At 58.5% G+C, this 13144-nt stretch carries 13 protein-coding genes; 5 read left to right on the top strand and 8 right to left on the bottom strand.

All coding sequences use genetic code 11. The annotated features are described in order from the left end of the window. The first annotated feature begins 298 nt into the window (after nt 1-298). Nucleotides 299-3835 carry an Ig-like domain-containing protein gene (locus tag ABIQ96_RS11795; protein ID WP_348214791.1) on the top strand — a complete coding sequence of 1179 codons (3537 nt, stop codon included), beginning with the start codon at nt 299-301 and terminating at the stop codon, nt 3833-3835. Between the two features lie 10 nt (nt 3836-3845). Here the strand turns inward: ABIQ96_RS11795 and ABIQ96_RS11800 are convergent, their stop codons facing one another. After that, nucleotides 3846-4568, bottom strand: a complete 723-nt coding sequence (locus tag ABIQ96_RS11800) for a tetratricopeptide repeat protein (RefSeq protein ID WP_348214792.1) — start codon at nt 4566-4568, stop codon at nt 3846-3848. Nucleotides 4569-4683: 115 nt separating this feature from the next. Here ABIQ96_RS11800 and ABIQ96_RS11805 point away from each other — a divergent pair, with 115 nt between their 5' ends. The 4 genes from ABIQ96_RS11805 to ABIQ96_RS11820 are packed head-to-tail and all read left to right on the top strand — an operon-like array spanning nt 4684 to nt 7587. Beyond that, on the top strand, nt 4684-5313 hold the full coding sequence (locus tag ABIQ96_RS11805) for a hypothetical protein (RefSeq protein WP_348214793.1): 630 nt from the start codon (nt 4684-4686) through the stop codon (nt 5311-5313). Beyond that, nucleotides 5310-5831: a type II secretion system protein gene (locus ABIQ96_RS11810; protein WP_348214794.1), complete on the top strand. Its 522-nt coding sequence runs from the start codon at nt 5310-5312 to the stop codon at nt 5829-5831. Before ABIQ96_RS11805 ends, ABIQ96_RS11810 begins: the two co-directional genes overlap by 4 nt. 5 nt (nt 5832-5836) lie before the next feature. After that, the gene (locus tag ABIQ96_RS11815; RefSeq protein ID WP_348214795.1) at nt 5837-6733 is read left to right on the top strand and encodes an ABC transporter ATP-binding protein; all 897 of its coding nucleotides are present in this window, start codon (nt 5837-5839) and stop codon (nt 6731-6733) included. A 5-nt stretch (nt 6734-6738) separates the two neighbouring features. Continuing rightward, complete coding sequence (locus tag ABIQ96_RS11820; RefSeq protein ID WP_348214796.1) at nt 6739-7587, top strand: ABC transporter permease; 849 nt, start codon at nt 6739-6741, stop codon at nt 7585-7587. Between the two features lie 24 nt (nt 7588-7611). Here the strand turns inward: ABIQ96_RS11820 and ABIQ96_RS11825 are convergent, their stop codons facing one another. From ABIQ96_RS11825 to ABIQ96_RS11855, 7 genes are all read right to left on the bottom strand, one after another. Continuing rightward, nucleotides 7612-8310, bottom strand: coding sequence for a D-Ala-D-Ala carboxypeptidase family metallohydrolase (locus tag ABIQ96_RS11825; protein ID WP_348214797.1), 699 nt, complete (start codon nt 8308-8310; stop codon nt 7612-7614). Nucleotides 8311-8646: 336 nt separating this feature from the next. After that, the gene (locus ABIQ96_RS11830; RefSeq protein WP_348214798.1) at nt 8647-9018 is read right to left on the bottom strand and encodes a VOC family protein; all 372 of its coding nucleotides are present in this window, start codon (nt 9016-9018) and stop codon (nt 8647-8649) included. 12 nt (nt 9019-9030) lie between these two features. After that, nucleotides 9031-9393 (bottom strand): hypothetical protein, encoded by a 363-nt coding sequence (locus ABIQ96_RS11835; protein WP_348214799.1) that lies wholly within the window; start codon nt 9391-9393, stop codon nt 9031-9033. After that, entirely contained in the window at nt 9390-11102 is a 1713-nt protein-coding gene (gene lnt / locus ABIQ96_RS11840) for an apolipoprotein N-acyltransferase (protein ID WP_348214800.1), read from the bottom strand. Before lnt ends, ABIQ96_RS11835 begins: the two co-directional genes overlap by 4 nt. A 183-nt stretch (nt 11103-11285) precedes the next feature. Next, a complete protein-coding gene (locus tag ABIQ96_RS11845; protein WP_348214801.1) occupies nt 11286-11606 on the bottom strand; it encodes a low molecular weight protein tyrosine phosphatase family protein in 321 nt (106 codons plus the stop codon). Nucleotide 11607: 1 nt separating this feature from the next. After that, nucleotides 11608-11787, bottom strand: a complete 180-nt coding sequence (locus ABIQ96_RS11850; protein WP_348214802.1) for a hypothetical protein — start codon at nt 11785-11787, stop codon at nt 11608-11610. Between the two features lie 51 nt (nt 11788-11838). Then, complete coding sequence (locus ABIQ96_RS11855) at nt 11839-13137, bottom strand: DUF1501 domain-containing protein (RefSeq protein ID WP_348214803.1); 1299 nt, start codon at nt 13135-13137, stop codon at nt 11839-11841. Between the last annotated feature and the right edge of the window lie 7 nt (nt 13138-13144).

Genomic DNA, 13144 nt, shown 5'->3' on the forward strand with positions numbered 1-13144 from the left:
GATCAGAGACCGGTAAGGTCCGAGATCCGATTAAAACAGTCTGCTGTCCACCACCTAAATCGACTCAAGCGACTTAACCGTCCCACTTGGGTCAAAATGAAATCTTCCTGAGCTGTAGAGTCCCTTCTTCAGTTCAGGCTGCCCGGATCGGGTTCAGTCCCAACTCGGCACGACTTCCATCGAGCCACCCTCGTTGGAAAGTGCCACATCCGAAACGGGCCGGTCGTCTCTCCCGAGAGTCCCACTCTGGAGGCCTAAGACGGCAGGGTTGCTTCTGCCTACACCCTTACAACCAGCCATGAAAATCAGCCGCTTGGCCTCACCGGCCAAATTGGGCGGAGCTTTGCACCCAAGGCTCTGCTCCTTCCTGAATCCCGTCGCAAGCTCGATCCGAGCCCAGACCGGACCCGTCCATGCCCGTCTCGCATGGATCGCCCTCGCCGCGATTTGCCTAATGGCCAATTCGTTCGCCGCCACCGCTCCCGCCGTGAATCTGGCGTGGAATGCCAATCCTGAAAGCGACATTACCGGATACCGGGTGAGTTACGGATCCCAGTCCGGAGTCTACCCAAACGCTATCAACGTAAGCACGAATCCAACGGCGTCGATTTCCGGCCTCGCAGAAGGGAGCACCTACTATTTTGTCGTCGCTGCCGTCAATCAAGCGGGGCTCCAAGGACCGGCGTCGAGTGAGGTCTCGTATCAAATACCCAATACCGTTCTCATTCCCTCAACAGGCTGGACCCTGAAATACGCGGACAGCCAGGAGTCATTGGATTACCAAGCTGCTTACGCATTTGACAACGATCCAGGCACCATTTGGCACACGTCGTGGTCGGAAAGCCCAACGCCCCCGCCGCATGAAATCCAAATCAACTTGGGAACCAATCAGAGCATCAGCGGCTTCCGCTATTTGCCACGGTCGGGCAGCTTCCTGGTAGGAAACGTCGGGCAATACGAGTTTTACGTGAGTCTGGACGGGGTGAATTGGGGAACTCCCGTCGCCACAGGCACCTTCGCGAACACACACGATCTGAAAGAAGTCCGATTCCCGGAAACTACCGGGAAATTCATCCGCCTTCGCAGCATTACCGACGCCAGCGGTGGCACCTACATGTCCGCTGCCGAAATCTATCTAATCCAAGGAAGCTCGACCCCCGCTGCCAACCACGCTCCCGTCTCCGTATCAAAATCACTCACCACTTCGGAAAGCACGTCTCTCGCGGTCACACTCTCGGGAACCGACGCCGACGGCAATGCGCTGACTTACTCGGTGCTAACCAATCCCGCCAACGGCGCCCTCAGCGGCACCGCGCCAAATCTCACATACTATCCGTTCACAGCCTACACCGGCGGAGACAGCTTCACTTATCGAGTCAATGACGGCACCGTCGATTCCGCTACAGCGACCGTTTTGATCACTGTGACACCGGTCAACCACACGCCGGTAGCGATTGCGAAATCGGTGACCACCTCCGAAGACACCGCCCTCTCCGTCGTCCTGGAAGGCATTGACTCCGATAATAACAGCCTGACCTACAATGTCGTCAGCGGTCCGGCCCATGGGTCACTCGGCGGAGCCGCTCCGAATCTAACGTATACTCCTGCTGCAAATTACACCGGCACCGATTCATTCACGTTCAGGGTCAACGACGGCACCTCCAATTCCACCACCGCGACGGTTTCGATTTCCGTATCCGCAGTGAACGACGCACCCGTTGCCATATCGAAATCCGTAACAACCGCTCAAGATGGCACCCTGCCCATCACACTCACCGGCACTGATATCGACGGCAACGCCGTGTCATTCAGCATCGTCACCGGCCCGGCGAACGGCACGCTCGGCGGAACCGCGCCCAATCTAACTTATCAACCGGCGGCGGGCTACTCCGGTGCCGATTCATTCACCTTCAAGGCCAACGACGGGACCGCGAATTCCGCGACCGCCACCGTCTCGATCACCATCACACCCGTCATTCCGGAAACGGGTGTCAGCGTGCTTGCCCGCACGGGCTGGACGCTGAAATCCGTTGATAGCCAGGAAATTTTCGACTCGCCCGGAAGCTATGCCTTCGACGGAAATCCCGCCACTTTCTGGCACACCCAGTGGAGAACCAGCACGCTCCCCACCCTGCCTCACGAAATCCAAATCAATCTCGGCGCGGTTCAAAACATCAGCGGATTCAAATATCTCCCGCGCCAGGATGGATTATCGATCGGAAACATCGGGAAATACCAATTCTTCGTCAGTCTTGATGGCGTAAACTGGGGCAACCCCGTCGCAACCGGCACCTTCGCCAATTCATCCGCCGAGAAGCAGGTCACCTTTTCCACCAAATCAGGCCAATTTGTCCGACTCAAGGCGCTCACCGAAGTCAACGGCACCTCCGATACTTGCGTCGCCGAGCTCAATATCCTGAAAGGCCCGTTCGTCAACCAGCCTCCGCTGGCCGTCGACCAATCCGTAACAACCGAGTCGGACACTCCTACAGCCCTTACACTATCAGGCAGTGATCCCGAAGGAACAGCCCTAACATTCTCTGTCGTTGCCGGCCCAACCCACGGCATCCTCACCGGCACCGCCCCGAATCTCACCTACATCCCCGAGCCGGACTACATTGGCAGCGACCAATTCACCTTCCGCTCAAACGACGGCGCGGTTTATTCCGAGGCTGCGACGGTTCTTCTCACCGTCACACCGGTCGCAGAAGTTCCGGGAAATTTCGCCCCCGCATTTCCCTCCGATTCGATTCCCGCCTCCGCCACCGAAAACGAATCTTTCTTGGGACAACTCGTCGCCACCGATGAAAATCCCGGCGATGTCCTGATTTTCCGGAAACTATCAGGTCCCGCATGGCTCACGATTTCTCCGGAAGGAGCACTCGGCGGCACACCGCTCAACTCCAACGTTGGAATCAATACCTTCACCGTGAAAGTCGCCGATCAATTCAAAGCATCCGCCACTGCCACGCTGATCGTCACCGTTGCCAACACCAACAACGCTCCTGTTTTCAAGCTCAGCCCGATCATCTATCCGGCGGGAACCGAAAAAGTCGTTTATCGCGACCAAACGCTCGCATCAATCGCCTTCGACCCGGACCTCGGAGACTCCTTTTCCTACTCGAAAACTTCCGGTCCGGAATGGCTCAGCATCTCGCCCAATGGACTCCTCAAAGGCACTCCGCCTGGCGGCAGCGCGGGACTCAATCAATTCACCATCCGCGCGACCGATTTGGCGGGTGCTTTCAGCGAGGAAACCCTGCAAATCAAAATCAACCTCAACACCCTGCCGCTGCCGTGGAGACTCGAGCGCGTGGGCACTGGAAATCTGGCAGGCCCCGCTCGTTACGCCGCTGGAGTTTTCACGGTGGGAGGATCCGGCGCACTCGACGAGAAGTCCGATGCTGGCAACTTCGGCTGGCAGAACCTCAGCGGTGACGGACAAATCACCGCTTGTATCGAGAAAATCGACGACACCGGAGCCGACACCCGCGTCGGGCTGATGATCCGAGATTCACTCGCAGCAGATTCCCGCCAAGTCTTCATCGGAGTCAACGGCAACGGCGATCTTCGCTGGCTGCGGCGATCCGAAACTGGAGCAACCGCCCGGGAAAACTCGCTCAAAAGCCCTGAATTTCATGAAACTTGGCTGAAGCTGGTTCGCGACGGCGACAACATCACCGCTTTCAAGAGCAAAAATGGCAATAAGTGGACCAAAGCAGGCACCATCGACCTGAACCTTCCGGAAAACTGCTACATCGGCCTCTCGGTGAGCAGCGGCGACAAGGATCTGCTCAATACCTCCAAATTCAGCCACGTCCGAGTCACTCCCTGACCTTGGTGAATTATTCGGGCTCGATGGGAGCCAGCGGTTCCACCGGAACAACCGGCTCCGCCGGTTCAGCTGGCGGAGCGCCTAGAGTTTGCCCGGCCTTTTTCTGCTCCTGGAAATCCTGGAAGCGGACTTGGCCTTCCACCACATCCCCGGGGGCCATGCGCTGTTCGAGCACGAAAACCATTTTTTTCGCCGCCGCGTCACCATCGGCTGACGCCAGCCTCGCCCATTTGTAGGCCTCCACGTCATCCTTCGCCACGCCGGCTCCCGTCATGTGCATCCGGCCGATCTGGCATTCCGCTGCGGGATTTCCCGTTTGCGCACTCATCATGAACCACTTCGCCGCTTCGGTGCTGTTTTTCAGAACGCCTTTTCCTGCGATGTAAATTCCACCCAACGCCATCTGCGCATCGCCATTTCCCTGCTCGGCAGCCTTCGTAAGCCATTCGATGCCCGTTTTTGCATTTTTCGTCGTGCCTTCGCCTTTTAGTTGGCGCTGACCGAGTTTGAATTGCGCTCCGGCATCTCCCTGCTCCGCCGCTTTGGTGAGCCAGAGCACGGCCGCCGCATCGTCTTTCGCGACGGCTTCGCCGCGTGAGTAAAGTTCCGCGAGTTGGATCTGCGCATCGAGCTCTCCCTTTCCAGCCTTTTCCACAAGGTCGGACATCATGTCGCCAAACGCCAGCGGTGTGGCCAGGAGGAACATCAGGAACAAACTCGGCGTTGCTTTCATCGTCGGGATTCAACCACCACCGCCCGGCCTCGCCAAGATTGATTTCAAAGCCACGCATCCCGGCCCGGTTTTGTCCGCTTGCGCGCTGACGGTCTTCGCATAAGGTCGGTTAGTCATGGCACGCCGACAGGTATTTATCACAGCAGCACTCGTTCTGATCGCCGTGTGGGCCTGCGTCTGGGGCATCCGGGCCTACGCCGGAACTCGGAAAATCACCGCGGAGCTAGTGAACCGCGAGGTCGCCGATGCTAAATTCGCCGACTGGTCCGCTCAGAAAAACGCCGCCGATTCCGCGGAAGCCGCCCGTCGCGAAAAGGAGCTCCGCAAGATCGCCGGCCTCGTCAACCGCCTCGATTTCCAAGAACGCGAGAAAAACCGCGAGAACCGCACTGGTGAGAATTTCTTCCGCAAACTCTCGCCCGGCGAAAAAGGCCTCTTCATCGACCTGACCATCGTCGAGTCCATGAGCCGTTTCATGGAAGCCATGGACGCTATGAAACCGGACCAGCGCAAGAAATTCGTCGAGCAGGGACTCAAGGAAATCCAAAACGGCAAGACCGGCGCCGACATGGCCCGCGCCGACGAACTTGGGGCTGATTTGTTAGACAAGATCAGCGAGGAGGGCATGAAAGCCTATTTTGAAAAATCCAGCACCGACACGAAACTCGACCTCGCCCCGCTGATGGAGGCGATGAACGAGCAAATGCAGGGTCTGCGCGGCAACGAAATCGGCCCACGGCAATGATGAAACGCCGCGGATTCACTCTGGTTGAAATGATCATCGTGGTCGCAATCATCGCCACGCTGTTAGGCATTGGGTTTCCAATGACCCGCTCGGTGATCAACAAATCCCGGGAAGCCACCTGCCTCAACAACCTCCGTTCCCTCGGTGTCGCGCTTCAGACCTATCTTCAGGAACACGGCAACATCATGCCCGAACTCAAAGCCGGCCGCGCGTCGAAGACTGAAGAAGTCCCGGTGCTCGACGTCGCCCTGCTCCCTTACCTTGAAACTCCCGACGCCTTCCGCTGTCCCGCCGACAAGCTGGAGTTTGAAAGATCCGGCTGCAGCTACCTGTGGAACTCGACACAGAACGGACTCGCGTTCTCGCAGCTTTCCTTCTTCGGCATCAAGGACCGTCCGGATAAAATCCCGCTCATCATCGACAAGGAACACTGGCATCCCGGCGGAACCAATTATCTCTACGCCGATCTCAGCAGTTCTAACAAACCCCGCTTTTCCGCGGGCAAATCCCCCCCCTGATTCTCATGCTCGAAGCCACCCACCTTCACAAAACCTTCGGCGGAAAACCCGCGCTGGCCGACGTTTCCTTCCACGTCCGCCGCGGCGAGATCTTCGGACTCCTCGGCCACAACGGCGCGGGGAAGAGCACCTCGCTCGGCATCATCCTCGGCATGGTCATGCCGGATCAGGGCGATGTCACCATTGATGGCGTATCCGTTTTGAAAAACCGCTCCAAGGCCCTGCGCAAGGTGGGCGCGATCTTCGAGGCACCCGCATTTTACGAATATCTAACCGGCTGGCAGAACCTCAAAATCCTCATGAGCTACTCCGCCGGCTTCGATGCCGATGCCGCCCTCAAGGTCGTTGAACGTGTCGGACTCTCGAAACGCATCCACTCGAAAGTCCGGACCTACAGCCACGGCATGCGCCAACGCCTCGCCCTTGCCCAAGCCCTGTTGCCGGAACCCGAAGTCCTGCTGCTGGACGAGCCCACCGACGGCCTCGACCCGGAAGGCATCAAGTGGTTCCGCGAGTTCATCCTCAATCTCCGCGACGAGCGCGGAATGACCGTTCTGTTCAATTCTCACCTGTTAGCCGAAGTCGAGCTCATGTGCGACCGCGTCGCCATCCTGCGCGAAGGCAGGCACGTTTTCGAAGGCAGCGTCAGCGGATTGCAGGACGACACGCCAGTTTTTGAAGTCGATCTTGAGCCCTGGGGCACCGCCTGCGGCCTCGTCCACAGCGCCGGTGGAAAAATTCTATCACCCGGCCGCATCAGCCTGCCACATGCTTCCGACCCGGCCGGGCTGGTGGAAACGCTGGTCCGCAGCGGCGTCCGCGTCCGTGCGTTTTCCCCTGTCCGCCGCTCGCTGGAGGACCTCTACATGGAAATCCTCAACGGAGCCTCCAGCCCTAACTGACCCTCATGCTCTTCCTCCAACAACTCCGCGGCGAGCTCCGCAAGCTCTTTGCACGGCCGCGCACTTGGATGGGCTACGGCGCTTTCATCCTCATGGAAGCGGTGATCCTTTTCGTTTACAAGCTGGACGCGCTCAAAAGAATCAACAAGGGGATCATGGATCGCAACGGTCTGGATTTCAGCACCTACTACAGCTCGTTGAGCGTGACCTTCGCGATCATGCTTTTCAGCATGTTTTTGTTAGGTTCGATCTACTTCGCGCTGGTCTCCGGAGATATCGTCGCCAAGGAAGATGAGGATGGAAACCTGCGGCTGGTCTTCGCCCGGCCGATCAGTCGCCTGCGCCTGCTATTGGTGAAATACACCGCGGTTTCGCTCTACACATTTTCCTTCGTCTTCTTCGTTGGCATCACCGGCTACGCCATGGCCGTCGCTGCCATCGGTTGGGAAGGCGGTTTGTTCGTGATGGTTCCCAAGATGAAAGTCTTCGCCGCCTATCCGCACTGGGCGGAAGGTGCCGGACGTCTCTCCATGGCAGCCGTCGGTATTGGCATCAGCATGATCACCCTCTCGTCGATGGCCTTCATGTTTTCCTGTTTCAGGATCAAACCCTCCGCCGCCACGATCATCACCCTCACCATCCTTTTCGTGGATATGATTCTGCGGGAGTTTCCGATCTTCGAGCCTTACGAAAGCTACTTCATCACCTGGCGGATGAGTGCATGGCTTTTCCTGATGGAGCAGCACATCTCCTGGCCGAAAATCATCGAGTCCTACGCGTTCCTCACCGGGCTGAACTTCACGTTCTTCACCATCGGCTGGCTGTCATTCCAGACCCGCGATTTCAAAACGTGAGCCGCGTTGAAACGGCCCGGCTGCTCACCAATTCATATTCTCCCCACGGGTATCGATGTGGGTGAAATTCCAGTAACCACCCACGCCACCCTTGAACAGGCCACGATCGCGGAGGTTTCTCGCCGTCGCCGTCACTTGAGAAGCGCGCACCGGGAATTTCACATCCACCGCCACGTTCGCCTGATGCCATGAGCCGGACTTCGCCCCGTCGCAATGCGCGTTGTAGGGCGGGCAGCGGTAAGCCGAAACGACCTCCACTTGATTGACGTTCATTTCCAAGGCGATCCGATCGGCGACGCGAAGCGTGTAGCCCATACGCGTCCACCAGGTTTTCGGCGGCAGCGTATTCCAGATCGAGCCATGGTTCTTCGCGTGGGCCTCAATGACTTGCTGCGGAGAAATGAATTTCAGCTTCAGATTCGTCAAATACCGGTTGTATTCCGGCAGTAGCGAACCTTGATTCCGCGCCCATTCTTCCGGCACTCCGCTCAGGTCGATCCGCCGTGGAGGCAACAATTCGAGAGGAGCCTGAGCCCTGGCTTGGGTCTGCACCGAAACCACCGGCGGCACTCCACCGGATTTTTGAAGAGGAGCCGCGCTTGCGAAATCCGAGCCGGCAAGCATTCCCAAACCCGTCAGTCCGAGGCCGCCCAGCACGCGCCTGCGGTCAAGCAACGCGGATTCCAAGGGGGTCGTCAGTGTCGGTTCGGTCGGGAAAAGCATGGCAAAGGGAAAGGGTTTGAGTCCGGCGTTTTCAGCGGATTGCGTGCCGGAACACGCAATTTTTAAAAATCCACGGCGGTCGGGATCCCGGCCAACCAATCAGGCTCAAAAAGTGCGGCAAGCAAAAAAGACCTTAAAATCCGGATTTCCGCCCCGATTCCCACTGCCGCCGAGCCCGGTTGAGGGCGGAAAGGGAACCCGCAACCGCCTCGGCGGAGAGAGAATAAAGGACTGCGGCCGGTTCCAATTCCTTTAGCTTGGAAAAGATCATGACACACATCTCTTGATCCCGGGAGGGATCAAGAAATCGGCGAGGGCTTCCATGGATTTGCTGGATCACGCGTCCGTCTCAGAATGAAGCGCGAAACAATTTCCCTCGGAATCCAACACCTCCGCACGGAAACCATGCGGCCCGATGGGATGAATGTCCCGCTGCACCGTGCCGCCGTTGGCGCGAACCGCCGCCACGGCGTCCTTGAGCCGACCACCGACTCCTAGGTAGATCATGATGCCGTCCGCCGACGGCTTGAAGTCCTCGACAGCGCAGATGCAACCCATCTGCCCGCCGTCGGAGGTGGGAATCAGACCGGTGGGAACTCCGTCGAAATCCTGTTTGTCGATCGGCACGTCCAAGACCGCGGAATAAAAACGGATGGCCCGGTCGATATCGAGCGCGGGGATGTCAAACCAGACGAGGGTAGGTTTCATGGATTTGTTCGGCTAATGGTAAAAGGTCCAGATGGATTGATCGGAAGACCGTTCCCCAAAAGTTCCCTTACGCCAGTTTCCCGGCCAGTATCGCAACGGGTAAGGCTCCTTGATCGTTGAGTCCGCTTGGGGAACTCGAACGATCTGTGATTGTTTTTTGGCCTGCTCGATACGGAAATAATCATACCCCTTGGAACGACCCATGTAGCTTGTCGAGCCCATCGACGTCCCGTTCGCCTCGTTTGAAAGTTGCCGGAACTCCTGTGCGGAAACCTCATCACCCTCAAATACGGTCCAAGCCGTGAAACCGAATAGGGCGACACAGTTTATCGCGATGCCACCGAGAACGAGTTTGGCAAGACGGCGCTTCTTCATTCGGCAATGTGGCGGTTCGATTCGTTTAGATCACTGTCGGGACCGGTGATTTTGGCGAGGGTTTTCCGCTGCAGGATGGGAAGGAAAAGACCGAAAGTCGCAATCAAGGCAAGAGCCGTATCCCCAAGAAGAGCATAGAGGGAAAAGGTCGGATGAAGCGGGATTTTCAGCTCGGTAAGAAGGGAGCCGCGGGTGAAATGGCTGCCGGTCGCATCGGTGAGTATTTGGGATTTCCAACTGTCGGGATGGGTGGTGGAGCCGGTGCTGCTGATCGCTGCGCTGACGCCGGAATTGGCACAACGGAGCATCGGCCGCCGCAGCTCGATGGCGCGGAAACGGGCGTATTGAAAATGCTGGTCGGCGGCGGCGGATTGTTTGAACCAGCCGTCGTTGGTGACGTTCACGATGACCTGCGGGCCAGGGCGGAGGAATTTCCGGGTGAGCCGGGGGACGGAATCTTCGAAGCAGATGGTGGGGATGGCACCGACCTCGGTATTGCCAATGGCGACGGGCAGCGGATCGAAGGTGGTGCCGGGGTTGAAGGAGCCGTGGTACTCGGCTCCGGCTTGTTCTTCGTAGATTTTCTTGAGGAAGGGGAAGGTGTCGAGAAACGGGATGGTTTCACCGAAGATGACAAGGTGCTCCTTGCGATAGGTCTGCATTTCGTCGGTCGGCGACATGACGGCGAGGGAATTGTAGGAAGCGCCTTTTTCATTCATAATCGGGCCTTCGCCGTGGTCCTCGGCTTCGCCCTCGGCGGCTCCGAAGAAAAGGGTGAAGGGACCGGCTTCGCGGACTTGGGAAATGGTATCCCAATTCACCTGATACATGCCTTTTTCACCGTCCAGGGTGTTGAGAATCCAGCCAGTGAGGGCGATTTCCGGCCACATCACCCAGTCGGGCCAAGAGGCGGACGGCTGGCCGTCGGGGGATTTCAAAGCAGCGAGGGCTTTGGTGGTTTCCTCCTCATAGCCTTGGTGGGTTTGCAAAGCGGTCCACAGCACGCGGTCGGCCTCCTGCGGGATGTTGAGCTGGACGAGCAAGGTCTTGAGCCGGACGGAAGGCGCGTCGTCTTCCATTTGGATCCGGATTCTGCCATAAACCGACATCATCCCAATGACTGCGACCGCGCCGACGATAGGCCGCAATTTCCGCAGCACCGCAGCCTGCACCACCACCGCTTGGAAAAACACCAGCGCCATCGACAAGCCGACGACTCCAAACAAATCCGCCGCCTGGGCAAGGTGCGGTGTGTCATGAAACGCGGTTCCCAGAACGTTCCAACTAATACCGGTGATGACCCAGCCGCGCAGCAGTTCGCAACCCGCCCACACCGCGCCGTGGCAGAACGCGACAGTGAGGACGCCCGCCCGATTTCCCGATTTCCACGGGTTCCCGATCTTCGCCGCGAATATCCCGAAAAGTCCCCAATACGTGGCCAAATACGCCGGCAGCAGAATCGCACCGAGCCATGAAACGGAAGCGACCCAGTTGAACTGGATCAAACAGGCGACCAAGCCCGTCAAATAACCGATCCCGAAACCTTTCCAGCCCGCGCGTTTTCCCTCCACCGACCACAGCGCCCACAGCAACGGCAGCATTCCCACCCACACCAGCCACGTGAAATCCAACGGCGGAAACGCTCCGGCCACCAGCAAGCCGCTCACAATCGCCGCCGCGATCCGCATCCATCCCGAACGTCGTCCCATGCGCCGGACTCTAATCGGCAGCCGCGCCCGGTCCACTGCGAAACTCGGGCGGCGTCCACCCAAGCAGCGCGCGATCTCCAAATCGCCGAGGCCCACGGGAAGATAATGAAATGCGGTTCACCACCGCTCATCGGCACCTCATGGGCAGGGGCGGATCTGAGTCCGTCCCTCCTTGATTTCCGATCACAGGAACGGCGTCACCTTCACCTTGAGCAACTCCACCAGCGCCGGGTCCATGTAAGCGTAGTTGTCCGGGATTCCCAAAACGATCACCCGCTGGCCGTTCAAGTGGCGTTTGAATTTCCGCTTCAGTTTTTCCTGATGGGTTTTCTCCATCACAAAAATCACGTCCGCCCACATGACCTGCTCCGGCGAAAGCGGAACGATGGCGTCATTGTTCAATCCTGCGGAGTCCACATCGATCCCTGGCATCCCCGCGAAAACCGCCTCAGCCGTTGGGCTGCGGAGTTTGTTTTGCGAGCAGATGAAGAGGAGGTGTTTCATGCTACCTCGGCAGAATTCCATCAATTTCAGACAATGGCGAGGGCGGGAAATTCTCTTCGTGCAGCGAGATCAGAAACTCACTGACGTAACTCAGCCACGACAAGAAAACTCTGGCAGTCAATGCGCCGCAGTAGTTGAAGCCGTGGGCACCGTCGGCAAAGTGGCAGAACTTCTCGGGCACGGATTCTTTTTATAGATCTGTCGGGGGTAAATGGGGAGAGAATGGAATCTCCTACGTGAAAAGACTCACGACCGGTTTGCCCTTGTTGCCAATGGTGAAGGGTCGGCCGCTGGGGCTGATGACGGGAGTGGCGATCGGCAGGCCACAGGCGTGGGCGACGGTCGCATGAAGATCTCCCACGGTAACGGGGTCACGTTCGACATGGCCGCCGGCGGCATCGCTGGCACCGTGGACGTAGCCGCGCTTCGCGCCACCACCGGCGATGACGCTGGAAAAGACAATCGGATGGTGACCTCGCCCGCTGCCGTCGAACTGCGGCTTGCGGCCGAACTCGGTGGCCACCACCACCATGACGCTGTCTAGCAGGCCGCGGGAATCGAGGTCGCTGATGAGCGCGGCGAAGGCGGTGTCGAATTCCGTCCCGCGATCCTCCATGCCGCCCTTGATGTCCTTGTGCATGTCCCAGCCGCCGCTTTCGACTTCGACGAAGCGGACGCCGCCCTCGACCAGGCGCCGGGCTAACAGGCAGCCCTGGCCGAAGCGGTTTTTCCCATACTTCTCGCGGAGCGGGGTGGATTCCTTGTTGAGATCGAAGCACTCCAGGTCCTTGCCCTTCATGAGGCGCAGGGAGCTTTCGTAAAAATCGTTGTAAGCCGCGACGTTGGGGTCCTTCGCGGTCGCGGTGAACTGCCGGTCCATTTCGTTGAGGAGCGTGAGGCGCTTCTGCATGGTGGCGGCATCCGCGTGGGAAACCGCGTTTTTCAGTCCCTCATCCGGATCAAGGATCGGGAGCGGGCTCATGGTGGCGGGGAAAAAACCGTTGCCGTGGTTAGACGGCCGATTGATGCAGGCGCTGCTAGGGAGTGTTTGATGACTGGGGCCGAGGTAGTGCTGAGCCCATGCCCCGAGGGTGGGGTGGACGATGGTTCCGCGTTGTTCGAATCCGGTGCGCATGAGGTAGCGGGCTTGTTCGTGGACGCCGACCTTCGCGGTCATGCTTCGGATGACGGTGATCTTGTCCGCGATCTTTGCGGTTTCCGGCAGGAAGGAGGAAACTTGGAAGTCCGCCTTGGTGCCCAGCGCCTCGCCCGGACCTTTCGAATCACCGGTCTTGGGATCGAAGCTGTCGATCTGGCTGAGTCCGCCTGATAGCTGGAGCATGATGACAGCCTTCGCCCTGCCAAAACCCGGACCACCGGAAGTGACCGGAGCCGGAGAGGCGGACTCCTCCGCGAAAAGTTTCCCACCCGGGATGAATGGCAGCAGGCTGATGCCAAACGCCGCTTGAGCCAGCCGTTCGACGAACGCCCGGCGGGAGACTTCGTTAAGTCGATAGAGATCTGATTTCATGAGGAGT

The sequence above is a fragment of the Luteolibacter sp. genome (assembly GCF_039920825.1).
Lineage (GTDB): Bacteria > Verrucomicrobiota > Verrucomicrobiia > Verrucomicrobiales > Akkermansiaceae > Luteolibacter.